The sequence below is a fragment of the Curtobacterium sp. 18060 genome, from assembly GCF_902706105.1.
In the GTDB taxonomy this organism is placed as follows: Bacteria; Actinomycetota; Actinomycetes; order Actinomycetales; family Microbacteriaceae; genus Curtobacterium.
In genome coordinates this window covers 19523-36549 of record NZ_CACSJV010000017.1, presented here as the reverse complement: position 1 = coordinate 36549, position 17027 = coordinate 19523, and the positions used below count along the sequence as shown (strand labels likewise).

Below are 17027 nucleotides of genomic sequence, written 5' to 3'. Positions count from 1 at the left end.
GGTCGGTCACTTGGCGAGCCTCCTCGGGGCCAGCAGGGTCACGCCGTCCGAGGCAGGAGGCAGACCGGCGAGCATGGCGACGATGTCCTGCCATGCCTGGACGTGTGCGGTGAGGTCGTCGCCGCGGGGCGTCCACGACGCGCGCAGTTCCAGCTGCGCGCCGTCGCCCTGTGCGGCGAGGTCGCCGTACCCGCGCGAGATGATCTTGGTGGCCGTGCCCGAAGCGTGGTCGTACTCGGCACCGTGCGTCTCGAGCGCGTCGACGAGCCAGCTCCACGTGACGTCGGCGACGAACTCGTCGACACCGATCTCGGGTTCGAGTGGTGCTTGCGCGAACGAGACCACCCGGAACGCGCCGCCCCAGCCCTCGGGTTCTTCGGGGTCGTACAGGGCGATGAACCGTCCGGTGCCGAGGTCCGACTCGACGCCGTGCGCGGTGCCGGACACGTCCGCCGCCAGGGCGATCGAGAACGGTGCGATCCGCGTGGGCGAGGGGATCTCGGTGACGGTGGTCTCGGAGCGGCTGCTGCCGGAGGACACGAACGCGCGGAGCCGCGCGAAGGCGTCGGGCTCTCGGGTTTCGGACACACATGCAGACTAGGCTCCGGGCCATGTCCCGATCCGCGCGACCCGCCGAGGACGCCGTCCAGGAGACCGCACGATCGGCCGGCTTCATCGCCCTCGGTGCCGGTCTGGCCGCCGCCGCGGTGGGGACGGCCGTCATCGGTGGCTTCGTCGCCGCCGTCGCCCGCGCCGTCGTCACCCCGGACCGCAAGCGCACCGAACGCGTCCCGATCCACGCCGTCGATCCGGTCCGGATGACGGTGACCATCGAGCGGACCGCCGACACCGAGCTGCAGGGTCGCTACTCGCTCTGGTTCGGCGCCGGCACCGGGCACATGCGCGTCGGAGAGGTCCTCGGCACCACCGACACCACGGTGACGCGCCGCATCATCGCGATCGACGCCGGCGACCCGACCGCTGCACGCCGCGGGCGCTGGGGCGGTTGGTTCTACCTGACCCCCGGCGAGCTCGACGTGCCCGTCGAGGACATCGACATCCCCACCCCGAACGGGCCCGCACCCGCCTGGGTCGTCCGTGCCGACGACCCGGACGCCCCGTGGGCCGTCCTGGTGCACGGCCGCGGGGTCACCCGCGCCGAGACCATCCGCGCCGTCCCCGTCTTCCGCGCCGCCGGCTACTCGGTCGTGCTCGCGTCGTGGCGGAACGACGGCGTCGCACCACCGAGCGTCGACGGCCGCTACGGCCTCGGCAGCACCGAGTGGGAGGACATCGACTCCGTCCTCCGTTGGCTCAGTGCCCAGAACGCGCAGAGCGTCGTGCTCATGGGCTGGTCGATGGGCGGTGCCGTCGTGCTCCAGACCCTGTTGCGCTCACGCTTCGCCGGCCTCGTCGACGGTGTGGTGCTCGAGTCACCCGTGGTCGACTGGCACGCGGTGCTCAAGTCGCAGAGCCAGCTCATGGGGTTGCCGCGGCCGGTCCGCAAGGTCGCCCAGCGCCTGCTCCGTACCCCGGTGCTGCACCGGCTCGCTGGCCTGCAGCAGCCGGTGGACCTGCGCGAGCTCGACATGGTCACCCGGTCCGCCGAGCTGACGGTGCCGATCCTCCTGCTGCACAGCGACGACGACGGGTTCGTCCCGTCCTCGGCCTCGCACGACCTGGCACGCGCACGGCCCGACCTGGTGCGGCTCGAGGTGCAGACCACGGCCCGGCACACCAAGCTCTGGAACCACGACGCCGACTGGTTCGACGCCCGGATCCTCGCGTGGCTCACCGAGGTCGTCCAGCGGCGCGGGGCGGCCAGCGCGCGGTAGACGGGACCGAAGGGCGGACGGGAGGCGCGGTTCCAGCTGGCACCGCGCCTCCCGTCCGTCCTTGCGTCCGTTCGGTCGCATCGTGAGCAGAAATGGTCGGGTCACCGTCCGACACCCGACCATTCCTGCTCACGAAGCGGGTGGTCCGGCATTCGTTCCGTTCGTCGTCTGCTGTCGCGGCCCGAACTCCTCGAGACGAGTCGCCGGTCGGCCGAGCTGCGCTGGGCCGTGCGTCCGGTCGAAGGCATCGCTCATCGTCGTGAGCGGCGGTCGGACCGTCACGGTCCATTCGCCACTGTCGAACGCGTCGATCCGGACGACCAGGTTCGACTCGTCGGTCAGGTCCGAGCCGGGGAGGTAGCCGAGGAACTCGCCGTCGATGAGCTGCCGCATGCTGTCAGCGATCTCCATCGCCTCGGCATGGCTCAGGATGAGCCCGGGTTCCGCCGCCGCGTCGACGCGGCGTTCGAGTGGGAGCGCTTGGACCGGCTTGTCAGGGGACGTGACGGCGTACAGGGTCGTGAGGACCCAGACGAGCTCTGGTGAATCGAGCTCTGATGTTTCGAGCTCTGAGAAGAACTGCACCAGGTCGGGCAGCACGATGCGAGCAGCGGCGATCCGGTAGGTGACCATCCCCAGGTCGCCCGGCACTGTCGTGGTCATCCGTTCTCCTCGGTCGTCTCGGTCTGGGGCGAGAGGCCGCCCACGCTCATGGCAGCGAGGACGTCGGTCCTGCCGGGCGTGAACGCCGTGAATCCGACCCATGTGTCAGCCTGCACGATGCAGAACCGAGGCTGTTCGTCGCCGAGCGGCACGAGCGCACGGGCGAACTCGTCGAGTCCGCGGACGTCGAAGCCCTTCTCGGCGGCCATCGTGTACTTCGTCAGGAAGGTCCGTGCCGTCGCCAGCGCGCCCTGATCGAAGACACGGAGCCGTTCCTCGGCCGCGCACTGCGATGCCACCTCGAGCGCCAGTTCGGCCCCCGGGGCGTCTGATGTGCGCAGGCGCGAGCACAGCTCCTGGACGGTGATGTGGACGAGTCCGATGGATCGGTCGATCGCCGTGGCCGCCACGAGCGTTCGGTCCGTCGCGCGCAACACGACCGTCACGAGTTCGTCGGCGTGCTCTACCTGACAGGTCAGGACGAGCTCGTCGCCGAGGGCTTCGAGTGGGTCGATGAACGGCGCGAGGTTCGGCTCCTGCTTCGAGTAGGTCCGCCGGATGACCGCTGCGAACGAGCGTGCGGACACGTCGGAGACGAGCACATCCGTGTCCGGCCCGACAGTGGCGAGGACCTCGACGACACGGTCCGGGAGCTCCACGGTCGATTCATCGGTGACCGCTCGGAGATGGTGGATCGAGATGGCCGGGGGCGCGTCCGTCACCGTCGGATCTCCGCGGACGACGGGCCCTGTCGGTACCGGACCTCGCCGTCGGGCAGGACGTCGATGTCGACCCGTGCGCGCCCCGGTTCGCTGTAGTGCCAGGACGGACCTCGGCGGTTCGACCAGCCCTCGAGCAACTCACCCGAGGCGAACCGGATGGCGATCCGCGCGCCCGTGACTGCACCGTCCGAGACGACCTTGTTGTGCAGGGCAAGGAGGTCGAGCAGGGACGGTTTGTCGCCGGGATCGAGGAACGCGTGCTCCCCGTCAGAGCCTGTCAGCGCGAAGTCGGTCTCGAACCGGAGCGAAGCACCGCTCGAGAAGCGGATCGTCACGTCTGGTCCGATGCTGATGAGGTCGACGGTGTCGCCGGCGATGTCCAGCGCGAAGGGCTGGCGCGGAACGCCGCTCATCCTCGATCTCCTTCCGTGCCCGTGCTCGTGCTTCCGGTCGGCGGCTCGGTGCGGGCCGGGCGACCCTTCGGCCCGGAGACCTGCCAGGACTCGAACTCGGTATCGGGACCGGCGACGAGGGTGTCCCCGCCGTCGAAGATCAGCGTCAGTACGCCGTTCTCGGTCGAACTCCGAACGAGCTCGACACCGAACAGCCGCAGGATCGGGGCCAGTGCGTCCTTGCTTTCGGGATCGACGACCGCGGTGCTTCCGGACCGGTCGGTGACGGTGCACTCGGATTCGAGCTGGACGCGGTAGCCGTTGCCGAACCCCAGCTCAAGCCGGAAGTCGACGCCTATGAGGTCGAGCGTGCCCGCGCGCTCGACGGTCATCGCGCCCCCGGTGGGGTCAGCGGTGTCAGCGACCATGATCGTTCCCTTGTACGGATTGCTGTTCAGGAGCTGCCCTCGCTGAGTCTGCTCGAGCAGATCGAGATTCTCCGAAGAGTTCCCATGACGTCGGAGTGGGGCGGTACCGGAGGTCGTCGTACACCGGCCGCCGCGGTTCCAAGCCGTGGTGGGCACGAACCGCTTTCCCCACGTCCATCGGGGAGTCGACGGTCAGATGCGGAACACGGCGGGCATCGTCAGCCGTCGCCCTCCGCATCCTCGACCCGTCGAAGTTCGTGACGTGCACACCGTCGTAGTCCTCCGATCCGTGGCTGAACGCGGGCAGGAACCGGCGATGATCGGGAATGCTGTTGCCCACGATCTGCCACATGCCCGGTCGGAATCGCGCATCCAACGTCATCCGCGCGAGAAGGGGAGTCGCTGCCGTCACGTCGCTGAAGTGGAGGGTCTGCACTGACCTGACGGGCGCGACGAGGTCGAAGATGATGACGTAGAGCGCCTTCGTGTACTTGCCGATCACCTGTCCGAGCACCACCTTGCTGTCATCGAGCGGCACGGTGAAGACGTCACCGACCGCAACTGGGTAGATCTGTTGCTGTGAACTCAACGTGGTCCTTTCAGGCTTTGGTTGCACACGTCACAAGTGCGATCGCGGGGGAGCTTCGCCCCAACTCCGATGGGCAACTCGACCCTGACGGGTGATGCTGTTCACGGATGGGGAGCCATCCCCGCGTGGACCGGTGGACTCAAGAGAGCACGTTTCGTTCTCGTGGGCCGGTTGCTCTGTTTCTGCTCAAGGCTCGCGACCGTGCGGTGTTCACGGTGGCATTTCGGTCGAAGGCCCGGTGGTGCGGGTGGTCATCGCCGGCACTCGCGTTCCCGGCCCGAATGCCCGGGCAAATCCGTCCCGAATCTCGACCCGATCTGTGTCGATGATGATCGTCCACAACGAGCCGTCACTCATGTCGAGGCGGATGACTGCTCTGTCGATATCACCGACTTCGGATGGGTTGAATCCGACGAACTCGCCATCGATGAACTGCTGCGTGGTTTCGGTGAGTCGCATGAACGAGGCATTGTCGAGCACCGGATTGGGCAAGTGGGGCGCGCTCGAGAGCTGCTCCAGTTCGGCAACGTCCAGTCCGGGATCTCTCGACACGTTCACGAATATGTCCTCGGCCGTCCATGAAAGCTGCGGCAGATGAAGGGAGGACACGACGTCGGCGAGGTCGAACCACCCGCTATCGCCCTGTTCAGATTCACGGGTAAAAAGTCGCAGCATCGGATCCGATTCAACCTCGCCTTGTCCTCCGCTTGAAGACGCTGGAAATCATTCGTCAAATAGCAGTTGTTGAGCGCTGGGAATGTTTCTTGGCATCAAATCCGTGAACCACGGAAGCTCTAGACTGTCAATCCTCCCGTTCTTCGTCCAGATAAGAACTTCGCCTGCAACTTCAGAAGATTCATCTGCATAAGAGGCTTCGATCGGAAGGGGCTGGTCCGGCAAGCTGACGGCGGGTGAGTCGTCAAGGTCTATCTGCCAGATCCGTGGACCAGTCGCTCGGAATCCTCGAATTGCTTGCGCTTGGTCCTGCAATGGTCCTGATTCAGGTAGGAGTAGGTGATCCAAGCAAGTGCGGACGAGATCGTGCAGACGTGATTCGTCTTCTGTCTTCATGTTGCCCCAATCTTCAAGGTGTGTCCCTTGGGATGAACATTGTACCGACACGAGGGGTGTCCTCTACATTGGATCCACGTACGCGAACAGTAGCGTCGCTTATCGGTACATCTTCAACAAATTTGCCGGGGGGTAGATCTTTTTTGTCGAGGTGATGGGCAACGGCCTCGATGACCGGACGCTTCCCTCCCATCGAGTCGACGAGCGGATCAAGTCCGTGTTCCTTCTTGTCGAAGATGTGCCCCATCTTGTTCGGATCTTCGAGAACCTTGTCTGCAATTCGCTGGGCGCGCTCACCGAGTCCTGTCGGAGGTAAAGGAGCGACGTCGGAAAGCCTGTTCACCGCGGTCGGCAGGTGCACTTTCGACATCGTGCCGCCGGTGGCCGCCGACGTCGCGGCACCCTCGGCAGCGTTCCGGAGCATTCCACCGGGGGTCACCGGCTGGCCGCTCACGGCGTAGTTCGCGACGTTCTCGACCGCGCCCTCTGCGGCGTTGCCCAGCAGGTGCTTCCCGATCAGGGCACCGGCACCACCGCCGACCGCACCGAATGCCCCGCTGACGGCGACCTGGCCCCAGTTCACCTCGCCGGTCGTGGCCTTCTGGATGATGGTGTCGGCACCGGCGCTGATGAGCATCATGCCGACCGGACCGCCGACGCCGGTGGCGAGAAGCACACCGCCCGCGACGACCATCGCGCCGCCGGCGACGTACTCCCAGTTGTCCGCGAACCAGTCACCGGTGGCCGCAGCGGCCCGGGCGAGCGGACCCTGTTCGGCCGCCGCGTAGGCCTCCAGTTCCGCGTCGGTAACGGGCGCGAGACCGAGCGGGTCGATGGCGTGCAGCGGATCGTTGCCGGCGAACGAGTAGGGGTTGCCTGCCCAGGCTGCTCCGGCGGGCGCGCTGACCGGGTCGATGGACAGGAAGCCGCGCGACGACGAGTCGTACGCGCGGGCACCCATCCACTCCAAGCCGGCGACCTGCAGCGAACCGTCGGCGCCGAGCGCGATCCCGCCGGGCAGGCCGGAACCGCCGAGGTCGATGAGCGTCTGCCACGGGTCGGCGTCGTCGGCTGCTCTCGTCGTGCGCCGACCGCTGGTTGCCCACCCGTCGCCCACCCCGGTGAGACCACCGGGAGCGCGGACGACCGGGGTGTCGCCGACAGCGAGGAGCGTCGGCGCGAACGCGGCGGTGTCCCAAGCGATCGGGATGCCGTCGACATCGGCGAGTTCACCGAGGGCGTCGACGTGCAGGTCGGTCGTGGTGGTGCCTGCCGCGGTGGCCTCCGCCACCGCGGTGAGGTGACCCTGCGGGGTCCAGCCGTACGTGGTCGTCACCCCGTCGGCTCGGAGCGCCTCCACCCGACGACCAGCGCCGTCGTAGGCGTACTCCGCCTCGGGCACCCCGTCCGGAGCGTCGACCCTGGTCAGCTGTCCGGCGGCGTCGTACGAGAACCGTCGGGCCCCGGAGTCCGTTCGTTCCTCGACCAGGCGACCCGCTGCGTCGTAGACCCAGCCCGTGCGACTGCCGTCCTGGACGGACGCCACCAGCTGCGCGGCATCGTCGTGCTCGTAGGTGGTGCTCCCGCCGGGTCCATCGACCCGGGTGATGCGCCCGTCGGCGTCGCGCCCGATGGTGCTGAGGTGCGTGCCGTCCGAGTCGATGCGCGTGTGTCGGACGACGTGTCCGTTCGCGTACTCCCAGGTCTGCAGCTGGTCGCCGGCGCGGGCCTCCAGGAGCCGCCCTGCCGCGTCGTGCTCGTACCGAACTTCGCCGAAGGCCGAGTGGTCGACGCGGACGACCCGTCCGGTGGCGTCGTGCTCGTACCGGGTCGTGGACCCGTCAGGGGACTGCACCGAGGTGCGGAGTCCGTCGGCATCGTGGGTCCACCGGGTCTCGCGCGTGCCGGTGGCACGTCGGACGAGCTGGCCCAGTCGGCTGAACTCGAGGACGTGGGAGGCAGGGGAGTCCGCACGGGTCTCGTCGGTGATCGTCACCGTGCGGGCGCGGGCATCGCGGTCGATGCGGCCGAGCAGACGGTCGTCGGCGTACTGCGCGGATTCCCGACCGGCTGCGTCGTACTCCCACCGCAGCACGGTGCCGTCCGGATCGGTCTGGGTGAGCTGTCGTCCGGCGGCGTCGTAGGTCGCCGTCGTCGTGCGCCCGAGCTGATCCGTGGACGAGGCCACCTTGTCGAGCTGCGTGTACGTCCGGACGGTCACGCCACCCAGCGGATCGACGGAGCGGACGAGTCGTCCACGCTGGTCGTACTCGTAGCGGGTCGTACCCCCGAGACCGTTCACCGCGGCGACGAGCTGTCCTGCGGCGTCGTACCGGAAGGTCCGCTGGCCGAAGCGGGTGTCCCGCGCCGAGACCACGCGACCGACTCGGTCGTACCGGTACCGGACGGTGCCGACCCCGGGGACGTCGGCGTGGACGACTCGACCCTGGCGGTCGTACTCGGTCCGAGCGACCTCGCCGGTCGGCAGGGTGCGCGCGACGACCCGCGAATCCGCGTCGTAGGTCAGCGTGGTGCGTGCGCCGGCGGGATCGATCGCGGAGACCGGTCGGCCGCACGCGTCGTACTCGTACCGGGTGGTGCGGCCCGCCGGGGTGGTGACGGCGACGACGCGTCCGGCGAGGTCACGTTGGATGCGGGTGAGCCCACCGTCCGGGTCGACGAGCTCGACCGGGCGGCCGCAAGCGTCGTACGTCGTCAGCTCAGCAGAGGAATCCGCGTGCTCGAGCCGGGTCGGACGCCCGAACTCGTCGGTCGTGACGGACACGGCGTCGAAGGCGTCGCGGACCGTGGAGACGCCGTCCGTGCGCGATTGCCCCACCTCGGTGCGGACACCGGTCGGGTCGACGGTGGCGCCGAGGGCTCCGACCGCGTTGTACTCGCGTCTCCAGGTGCCGCCGGCCGGGTCGACCACGGCTTCGAGCCGCGAGAGCGCGTCGTGGACGAACGCCCACTCGGCACCGCCGGGCAGGGTCATCGTCGAAACGTTGCCGAACGCGTCGAAGTCCTTCGTGACGACGCGACCGAGGGGGTCCGTGGTGGACACGACCTCGCCGTGTGGACCGTGGGTGACTTCCGTGCGGGCACCGGTCGGGTCGATCGTCGCCGTTACCCGACCGCCGTCGCCGTGCTCGAACCGCCACAGTCCGCCGTCCGGATCCTCGCGCGCGGTGAGCAGCCCGGCGGCGTCGTAGCGGTACCGGGTCCGGTGGCCGAGCGGTGTGACGGCCTCGACGATCCGGCCTCCGGCGTCGCGGACCAACCGCGCGGTGTCGCCGACGGCGTTCTCGGCGCCGACGAGCTCACCGGACGCGTCGTGGTGGAACGTGACGACGACGCCCGTCGGATCGGTGGTGCGGACGAGCACCCCGTCCTGCCAGTCGAGCAGCGTGCGTCCGCCGACGGGATCGACGACGGCCGACGGGTTCCGGTCGTCGCCCGTGTACTCGTACTCGGCGACCCCGCCGTTCGCGGTGACCACCGTGGTCATGCGGTCCTGCTCGTCGTACCCGAAGGTGATGTCGGCGCCCTCCGGCGTCACGGTCCGGACCCGACGCCCGCGGTCGTCGTACCCGTGGACGGTCACCTGACCATCGCGCTCGGTCACCGAGACGAGGTTGCCGTGCGGGTCGTACGACATCGACTGGCGCTGCCCGTCGGTGTCGATGATCCCGACGACGCGGCCCTTCCGGTCGGCGATCCAGGTGTTCGCGTGGTCCCCGTCGACGTCGGAGACCGAGGTGACCCGACCCGGCAGGTACGTGAACCGGACCCGTCGACCGAACGGTGTGCGCTGCTCGATGACCCGGCCGCGGTCGTCGTAGGTGTTCTCGCACTCGACGACCCCGGTCGCCGCGGTCACTCGGTCGATCAGCCCGTCCGCGTTCCAGCGGTACCGACGACTGCCGACGGCGTCCGTCGCACGGACGAGTCGACGAGCACCGTCGTAGTGGTACTCCATGCGGCGTCCGTCCGAGGCGGTCGTCGACGCCACACGGTCGCCCGCGTACTCGACGTCGATGAACCGTCCGAACACGTGCGACAGGCGCGTGATGCGGTCCTGCTCGTCACGCCGCACGGCCACCGTGGTGCCTGCTCCACGTCCGCTGCGCAACCACAGTCCGGACGGCGTGAACTCCCAGCGACCGCCGGCGTTGTCCTGGACGACGAGGGAGTCTCGCTCGGCCCGGAGCCACAGGTCTTCGCCGACCGCGCGGTCCCAGCCGTCGCCCTGCCGCGGGAAGTCGACCTGCCGGCCGTCGTCGAGCACGACCGACGCGGCGTCGTCGGTGATCTCCAGCCGGGTGTCGAGGATCGAGGACCACCCGAGCCCGAACACCCCGGAGCGGCCGTCGAGTGAGTTGTACATGCGGGTGAGCCGGAGCGACGCGGCCTGCCCCGCGAAGGACAGGTCGGTCTCGGGCTCGAGGAAGTTGCCGGTGGCCGTGTTGACCGGGTCGTCGGCGAACCCGTTGGTCGGGGGCGTCCCCATCGCCGAGAACGGCCCGATGGTGAAGTCGTCCCGACCGGCGTCGATCCCCGCCGACGACAGCGCGGCCGCGATCGCCGCGTCCGACAGCGTCGCGGGCCCGGCACCGCCACCGGCGGCCTCGAACTGCGCTGCGACGGTGCCCGCCCAGTCGGCGTCCTTCCCGTTCGCCGTGAGCCAGTCGTTCACCGCGGTCAGCAGCGACTGGGCGTTCAGGGTGCCCCAGCACGGGTTGCACTCGGCCTCGTAGTCGCTCAGGGCGTTCCGGAACGTCGAGACGGCGCCGGACAGATCGGCGTCGAGCGTCCGGGTGGTCGCCTCGAAGGAGCGGAGGTCCGCGGGGACGGCGGACGACGTCCCACCGCTGGTCCCGCCGCCCGCCGGGAACTCCCGCCCCGTGACGCTGACCTCGTCCGCCTGCAGTCGTGGCTCCGGCTCGGGCTCCGGCGGCTTCGGGTCGTCGCCCCCGCCGAACCACGTCGAGATCTCGTGTCCTGCGGCGACGAGGAGGTTCTCCTCGCGTTCACGCTTGCGGGCGGTCCACTCCTTCGCCTGCTTCCGCCGGTCGTCCTCGTCCTTCGCGGCGTCGCGGAGCTGCTGCACGAAGCCCGACAGGCTCTGCAGCGACTCGACGAGCTTCGTCGCGCTGCGCGAGGCGATGTCGGCGTTGTCCGCGAAGACCTCGGAGAAGTAGCCCCGGAACTCCGCACGCGCAGTCGTCACCGATGGCGACCGCGACCCGGACTGGCCGCCGATCGACGACGCAAGCGCCGTCGAAGCCGACTTGAGCGCATCCGCCGCGCTGTACGAGTAGCCGGTCGGATCGTTCCCGTGGATCTTCGCCATCGTCATTCCCCCCTGGTGCTGACCGCACCATCCTGGCACGGGTCCGGACTGAAATTCCAGAGGACGGCATGCGTGCCGAGGGGGAGATGGACGGGAGGCCCGTGGCGGATCCGCCACGGGCCTCCCGTCTGTCAGAAGGTCGCGTCTACGACACCGCAGCCTGCACCTGACGCTGCACGCGTCCGAGCATGCCCACCATGCCGCGGATCCGCAGCGGGCTGACCGCCTCGGACAGGCCGATCGTCAACGGGTAGTCCGCCGGCACGGCGAGCACCTGCGCTGCCGTCAAGCCGCTCAGGCCCTGCGCCAGGATGGAGGCGAAGCCGCGCGTGGTCGGCGCCTCGCGCGGGGCGGTGGCGTGCATGCGGACGACGTCGGGTGCGTCGCCGTCCTCGCCCACGGTCACCGTGATGAACACGGGGGACTGGCACTCCTCGACCCGTTCGAGTTCGTCCTCGTGCCCCTGCAACCGTTCGGGCAGCGCGGGCAACTCGTTCGAGAACTCGAGGAGGAGCTGCAGGCGGTCCTTCTGGCCCAGGGCGAGGAAGTCGTCGCGGATCTCGGCGAGGGTGGCGGGGAGGGTGGCCTCGGTGCTGTCGTTCATCGGTTCGGAACTGTACCCGGCTCCGCGCCCTGCACGATCGGGACGCGGACGGCGCTGCCCCACTCGGTCCACGAGCCGTCGTAGTTGCGGACGCTGTCGTAGCCGAGCAGGTGCTGCAGGACGAACCAGGTGTGGCTCGACCGCTCGCCGATTCGGCAGTACGCGATGACCTCGTCGGCGTCGCCGATGCCGGCGCCCTCGCGGTAGATGGCGTCGAGTTCGGCGCGCGGCTTGAACGTGCCGTCCGGTGCGGCGGCGGTCGCCCACGGGATGTTCACCGCGGTGGGGACGTGGCCGCCGCGCAGTGCACCCTCTTCCGGGTAGTCGGGCGCGGTGGTTCGGGAACCGTCGTACTCGCCCGGGCTGCGCACGTCGATGAGGGGCTTGCCGAGGTGGGCGAGCACGTCGTCCTTGTAGGCACGGATCTCGGTGTCGATCCGGTCGACGACCGGGTACTCGGCCGGCGTGACGACGGTCTCCTCGGTGGTGAGTGCGCGGTCCTCGGCGATCCACTTCGCACGGCCGCCGTCGAGCAGGCGGACGTCCTCGTGGCCGAACAGCGAGAAGACCCAGAGGGCGTAGGCGGCCCACCAGTTGTTCTTGTCGCCGTAGAGCACGACGGTGGTCTCGCGGCCGATGCCCTTGCTGCCGAGCAGTTCGGCGAACGCCTCGCCGTCGATGTAGTCGCGCTGCACCGGGTCGTTGAGGTCGGTGTGCCAGTCGATCTTGACCGCGCCGGGGATGTGTCCGGTCTCGTAGAGCAGGACGTCCTCGTCGGACTCGACGACGACCAGGTCGGGGGTGTGGGCGTCCAGTTGTTCCTGCAGCCACTCGGTGGAGACGAGACGCTCCGGGTGAGCGTAGGCGGTGAACTTCTCGGACGGGTCGACCGGTGCGGTCATGGTGAGCTACCTCCAGGTGGTCATCCGGCACCGGACTAGGATCGGTCGTCGGTGCCTGTGGGCAACGGTACGCGGACGTACCGTGCCCCAGCCGCAACGTGACACCGCACGACTTGCTTCCCGGAAGGGTTCCTGATTGTCCACGAACACCGCGCCAGCGCACCTCGTCGACCGTGACCCCCAGGTGACCCCGCAGCAGATGGCCGCGGCACTGGTGCCACCGCCCCAGTTCGCGGCCGCCTCGTTCGACTCGTACCGCCCGGACCCGGACTACGCCTCGCAGGCCGACGTGCGCGACGCCGTCGCCGCGTTCGTCGCGGCCGGGCCGACCGAAGCGCCCCGTCGCGCCCTGTTCGGCCGCCGCAAGCAGCCGGTCGAGCCCGCTGCGAAGTCGGGCGTCTACCTGGACGGCGGGTTCGGTGTCGGCAAGACCCACCTGCTCGCGGCGGCATACCACGCGGCCTCCGGGCGGAAGACGTTCGGCACGTTCATCGAGTACACGGCGCTGGTCGGCGCGCTCGGGTTCCAGGGCACGGTCGACCTGCTGCGGGGGACCGCGCTGGTCTGCATCGACGAGTTCGAGCTCGACGACCCGGGCGACACCATGGTCATGACTCGCCTGATCAAGGAGTTGACCGAGACCGGCACCCGCTTCGCCGCCACCTCGAACACACCTCCGGGCGCGCTCGGCGAGGGACGGTTCGCGGCCCAGGACTTCCTGCGGGAGATCCAGGCGATGTCCGACCGGTTCGACACGATGCGGATCGACGGGCTCGACTACCGCCGCCGCGCGGTCGACGAGTCGGCGGGTGTGGTGTCCGACGTGGCCGCGGCACTGCCCGCCGGCACCGTCACGCTCGACGACTTCTCGGCCGTGGTCGCGCACCTCGGCTCGGTGCACCCGTCGAAGTACGTTGCACTCGTCGAGGACCTCGACGCCGTCGGGCTCACCGACGTCCGGGCGTTCACGGACCAGACCGACGCGCTCCGGTGGGTCGCGCTCGTCGACCGGCTGTACGACGCCCAGGTCCGGATCGTGGCCTCGGGCACGCCGCTCGACCAGGTGTACCCCGACGCCATGCTCGACGGTGGCTACCGCAAGAAGTACCTGCGCGCAGCGAGCCGTGTCGTGGCCCTGAGCCGCGCCCAGGACTGACCCCCACCGCCCGGGGTATCCGCTGACCGGTCGGTGCACCCCCTGTCCAGGGGGCATCGGGCCGTGCGAAACACGACGTTTACAAACCGCGCCGTCGCGTTACATCCGCGAAACACATCGTGCCCCCTCGTGAAACGTCACCTCGCCAGACTCGGTGTCACCCGAGGCGGTCCAAGAGCCGCTCGTGCAATCGAGAGGTGAACAGATGCTTGATCAGGGCAACACGACGTTCGTGTTGGTCATGGCGGCGCTGGTGTTGTTCATGACACCCGGCCTGGCCTTCTTCTACGGCGGTTTGGTGAAGGCCAAGTCCGTCATCAGCATGATGATGATGTCGTTCGGTGCGATCGCACTCGTGAGCGTCCTGTGGGTGCTCTACGGCTACGCGATCGCCTTCGCCAACCACGGTGACGGCACGGCGGTCTCCGGTGTCGTCGGGTTCTTCAGCATCGACTGGAACCAGATCGGCCTCGGCCAGGCCTTCGAGGAGGCGCAGTCCTCGAACATCCAGGCGGCGTACCCGTCGATGGCGTTCGTCGGCTTCCAGGCCACGTTCGCGATCATCACGGTCGCGCTCATCTCCGGCGCCATCGCCGACCGCGCCAAGTTCGGCGCCTGGATGGTCTTCGCGGGCATCTGGGTCACGGTCGTCTACTTCCCGGTCGCCTCGTGGGTCTTCAACCTGACCTCGGGTTGGGCTGCCACGTGGGGGGTCATCGACTTCGCCGGTGGCACCGCGGTGCACATCAACGCCGGTGCAGCAGGTCTCGCCCTGGCGCTCGTCCTCGGCAAGCGCGTCGGCTTCGCCAAGGGTGCACACAAGCCGCACAACCCGCCCTTCGTCCTGCTCGGTGCCGCCATCCTGTGGTTCGGCTGGTTCGGCTTCAACGCCGGCTCCGAGGGCGCCGCTGACGGCATCGCCGCGATCGCCTGGGTCAACACCCTCGCCGCACCGGCCGCTGCCATCCTCGGCTGGCTGCTCGTCGAGAAGCTCAAGGACGGCAAGGCCACGTCGGTCGGCGCCGCCTCGGGTGCCGTCACCGGTCTCGTCGCGATCACCCCGGCGTGTGCCAACCTGACCCCGGGCTGGGGCATCCTGCTCGGTTTCGTCGCCGGCATCATCTGCTGCTTCGCCATCGACTGGAAGTACCGTCTCGGCTTCGACGACTCGCTCGACGTCGTCGGTGTCCACCTGGTCGGCGGCATCGTCGGCACGCTGTACCTCGGCTTCTTCGCCAACGACACCGGCCTGATCTACTCCGGTTCGTTCGAGCAGCTCGGCAAGCAGGCCACCGCGGCCCTGGCCGTCGGCATCTACTCCTTCGTCCTGGCGTTCGTCATCGGCTTCCTCATCGAGAAGACGATCGGCTTCCGCGTCAAGACCGAGGACGAGGTCGCCGGCATCGACACCGCGGTCCACGGTGAAGAGGGCTACGTCCTCTACGAGCAGACCGACGACTCGCCGGTCTCGGTCCGCTAGCCAGCAGACACCAGCTCCACCAGCACCACCCGCACGACGACGTCGACCCTCACCAACCTGCGCGAGGTCGGGGGACCGGGCTTGCAGGACGCCCGACCCCGCACCGTGTACCGCGCCAACACCGAACGCGTCGGTGCCGACGCCTACCCGCACGGACTCGCGGCCGTGGTCGACCTGCGCCGTGACGACGAGGTCGCCCGCGTCCCGCACCCGCTCGGCACAACCGACGGCTACCGGCTCGTCCCGCTGTTCGACCCGTCGACCGTCGAGTCCGGCGCCCAGGCCGTGCAGCTCGAGGAGCAGTACATCGACTGGCTCGAGCGCCACCGCACCGGGATCGCCGCCGCGTTCCGCGCCATCGCCCGGTCCGACGGCGACGTGCTCGTCTGCTGCTCCGCCGGCAAGGACCGCACCGGCGTCGTCAGCGGACTGCTCGCCCGACTCTGGGGCGCATCGATCGAGGCCGTCGGCGACGACTACGCCGCCAGCGCTGTCGGGCTGGCCGATCGGTTCGCCGCAGAGCGTGCGGTGAGCACCGACCCCGAGGCGACCGCTGTCGCGCAACGGTGCGTGCCGGAGACCATGACCACCGTGGTCCGGCACGTCGAGGCGCGGTGGGGCAGCGTCACCGCGTACCTGCGCTGGGCCGGGCTGACGGACGCGGAGATCGCGGCGCTCTGACGGGCGTGCGTCGTCCTGGCGGCTCGCCACGGGCAGTGGCGGCGACGTCAGACGGGAGGCACGGTGCGCGTCCGACGCGCACCGTGCCTCCCGTCCGTGGTCCTGATCGCGGGCCGTGGTTCCGGCCCGTTCCGTCAGCTCACCAGGCGTAGTCCTCCGGTGAGGTCTTGTGCCCCGGGAAGATCTCGTCGAGCCGGTCCAGCGCACGCTGGTCCAGGCGGATGTCGACGGCGCGGACCGCGGACTCCCACTGCTCCATCGTGCGGGGGCCGGTGATCGGCGCGGTCACACCGGGCTGGTGGAGGAGCCACGCGAGGGCGAGCTCGCCGGGCGTGTGGCCGAGCTCCTCGGCGAACGACTCGTAGGCCGTGAGCTGGTCGCGGTGCCCCTCGACGTACTCGGCGCTGCGACCCGACAGACGGCGGGAGCCGTTCTCGGTCTTCTCGATGACACCACCGAGCAGACCGCCCTGCAGCGGCGACCACGGGATGACGCCGAGGCCGTACTCGCGGGCGGCGGGCAGGACCTCGCGCTCGATGTCGCGCACCACGAGGTTGTAGATCGACTGCTCGCTCACCAGGCCGAAGGTGTGGCGGCGCTTCGCGGCCTCCTGCGCCTGGGCGATGTGCCAGCCGGCGAAGTTCGACGACCCGACGTACAGGACCTTGCCCTGCTGCACGGCGACGTCGATCGCCTGCCAGATCTCGTCCCACGGGGTCGCACGGTCGACGTGGTGGAACTGGTACAGGTCGATGTGGTCCGTCTGCAGGCGCTGCAGGCTGGCGTCGAGCGACTGGCGGATGTTGAAGGCGCTGAGCTTGCCGCCGTTCGGCCAGTCGATCATGTCGCCGTAGACCTTCGTCGCCAGGACCGTCTTCTCGCGACGGCCGCCGCCCTTCGCGAACCAGCGGCCGATGATCTCCTCGGTGGCGCCCTTGCCCACCGAGCCGCCGTAGCCGTTGGCGGTGTCGAAGAAGTTGACGCCGAGCTCGTGGGCCCGGTCCATGATGGCGTGCGAGTCGTCTTCAGTGGTCTCCGGGCCGAAGTTCATCGTGCCGAGCACTGCTCGTGAAACCGACAGCCCTGTCCGTCCGAGGTGTGTGTAGTCCATGACTCCGGTCTACGCGCTCCGAGGGGCACCCTGCCAGGCC

The 17027-nt window shown here is 69.2% G+C and carries 15 protein-coding genes and 1 pseudogene; 4 read left to right on the top strand and 12 right to left on the bottom strand.

The window, feature by feature from the left end; translation table 11 throughout:
- Window positions 1-6: 6 nt before the first annotated feature.
- A complete protein-coding gene (locus GVL05_RS10200; protein ID WP_123938166.1) occupies window positions 7-588 on the bottom strand; it encodes a DUF3000 domain-containing protein in 582 nt (193 codons plus the stop codon).
- 23 nt (window positions 589-611) lie between these two features.
- Here GVL05_RS10200 and GVL05_RS10195 point away from each other — a divergent pair, with 23 nt between their 5' ends.
- Window positions 612-1835 carry an alpha/beta fold hydrolase gene (locus tag GVL05_RS10195; RefSeq protein ID WP_159573080.1) on the top strand — a complete coding sequence of 408 codons (1224 nt, stop codon included), beginning with the start codon at window positions 612-614 and terminating at the stop codon, window positions 1833-1835.
- A 129-nt stretch (window positions 1836-1964) separates the two neighbouring features.
- Here the strand turns inward: GVL05_RS10195 and GVL05_RS10190 are convergent, their stop codons facing one another.
- The 10 genes from GVL05_RS10190 to GVL05_RS10145 form a co-directional block, all read right to left on the bottom strand.
- Window positions 1965-2498, bottom strand: a complete 534-nt coding sequence (locus tag GVL05_RS10190; protein ID WP_134193712.1) for a hypothetical protein — start codon at window positions 2496-2498, stop codon at window positions 1965-1967.
- On the bottom strand, window positions 2495-3220 hold the full coding sequence (locus tag GVL05_RS10185; protein WP_159573079.1) for a hypothetical protein: 726 nt from the start codon (window positions 3218-3220) through the stop codon (window positions 2495-2497). Before GVL05_RS10185 ends, GVL05_RS10190 begins: the two co-directional genes overlap by 4 nt.
- Entirely contained in the window at window positions 3217-3633 is a 417-nt protein-coding gene (locus GVL05_RS10180; RefSeq protein WP_134193716.1) for a DUF6188 family protein, read from the bottom strand. Before GVL05_RS10180 ends, GVL05_RS10185 begins: the two co-directional genes overlap by 4 nt.
- A complete protein-coding gene (locus GVL05_RS10175; RefSeq protein ID WP_159573078.1) occupies window positions 3630-4040 on the bottom strand; it encodes a DUF6188 family protein in 411 nt (136 codons plus the stop codon). The genes GVL05_RS10180 and GVL05_RS10175 overlap by 4 nt, the downstream gene beginning before the upstream one ends.
- Window positions 4030-4629: an Imm26 family immunity protein gene (locus tag GVL05_RS10170; protein WP_159573077.1), complete on the bottom strand. Its 600-nt coding sequence runs from the start codon at window positions 4627-4629 to the stop codon at window positions 4030-4032. Before GVL05_RS10170 ends, GVL05_RS10175 begins: the two co-directional genes overlap by 11 nt.
- Before the next feature lie 210 nt (window positions 4630-4839).
- A complete protein-coding gene (locus GVL05_RS10165) occupies window positions 4840-5304 on the bottom strand; it encodes a hypothetical protein (RefSeq protein ID WP_131846886.1) in 465 nt (154 codons plus the stop codon).
- 48 nt (window positions 5305-5352) lie between these two features.
- Window positions 5353-5700: a hypothetical protein gene (locus tag GVL05_RS10160; protein WP_159573076.1), complete on the bottom strand. Its 348-nt coding sequence runs from the start codon at window positions 5698-5700 to the stop codon at window positions 5353-5355.
- A gap of 13 nt (window positions 5701-5713) precedes the next feature.
- Window positions 5714-11053 (bottom strand): DUF6531 domain-containing protein, encoded by a 5340-nt coding sequence (locus GVL05_RS10155; protein WP_159573075.1) that lies wholly within the window; start codon window positions 11051-11053, stop codon window positions 5714-5716.
- Between the two features lie 145 nt (window positions 11054-11198).
- Window positions 11199-11657, bottom strand: a complete 459-nt coding sequence (locus tag GVL05_RS10150; RefSeq protein WP_111086363.1) for a SufE family protein — start codon at window positions 11655-11657, stop codon at window positions 11199-11201.
- Window positions 11654-12559: a sulfurtransferase gene (locus GVL05_RS10145; protein ID WP_131846882.1), complete on the bottom strand. Its 906-nt coding sequence runs from the start codon at window positions 12557-12559 to the stop codon at window positions 11654-11656. The genes GVL05_RS10150 and GVL05_RS10145 overlap by 4 nt, the downstream gene beginning before the upstream one ends.
- A gap of 136 nt (window positions 12560-12695) precedes the next feature.
- Between GVL05_RS10145 and zapE the strand changes: the two genes are divergently transcribed.
- The 3 genes and pseudogenes from zapE to GVL05_RS10130 form a co-directional block, all read left to right on the top strand.
- Entirely contained in the window at window positions 12696-13715 is a 1020-nt protein-coding gene (zapE, locus tag GVL05_RS10140; protein ID WP_159573074.1) for a cell division protein ZapE, read from the top strand.
- Between the two features lie 205 nt (window positions 13716-13920).
- Window positions 13921-15195: an ammonium transporter gene (locus tag GVL05_RS10135; RefSeq protein ID WP_111086361.1), complete on the top strand. Its 1275-nt coding sequence runs from the start codon at window positions 13921-13923 to the stop codon at window positions 15193-15195.
- Window positions 15196-15249: 54 nt separating this feature from the next.
- Window positions 15250-15876 (top strand): annotated as a pseudogene (locus GVL05_RS10130) (tyrosine-protein phosphatase); the annotation flags it as partial.
- Between the two features lie 139 nt (window positions 15877-16015).
- Here GVL05_RS10130 and GVL05_RS10125 read toward each other — a convergent pair.
- The gene (locus tag GVL05_RS10125; protein ID WP_123338347.1) at window positions 16016-16987 is read right to left on the bottom strand and encodes an aldo/keto reductase; all 972 of its coding nucleotides are present in this window, start codon (window positions 16985-16987) and stop codon (window positions 16016-16018) included.
- Between the last annotated feature and the right edge of the window lie 40 nt (window positions 16988-17027).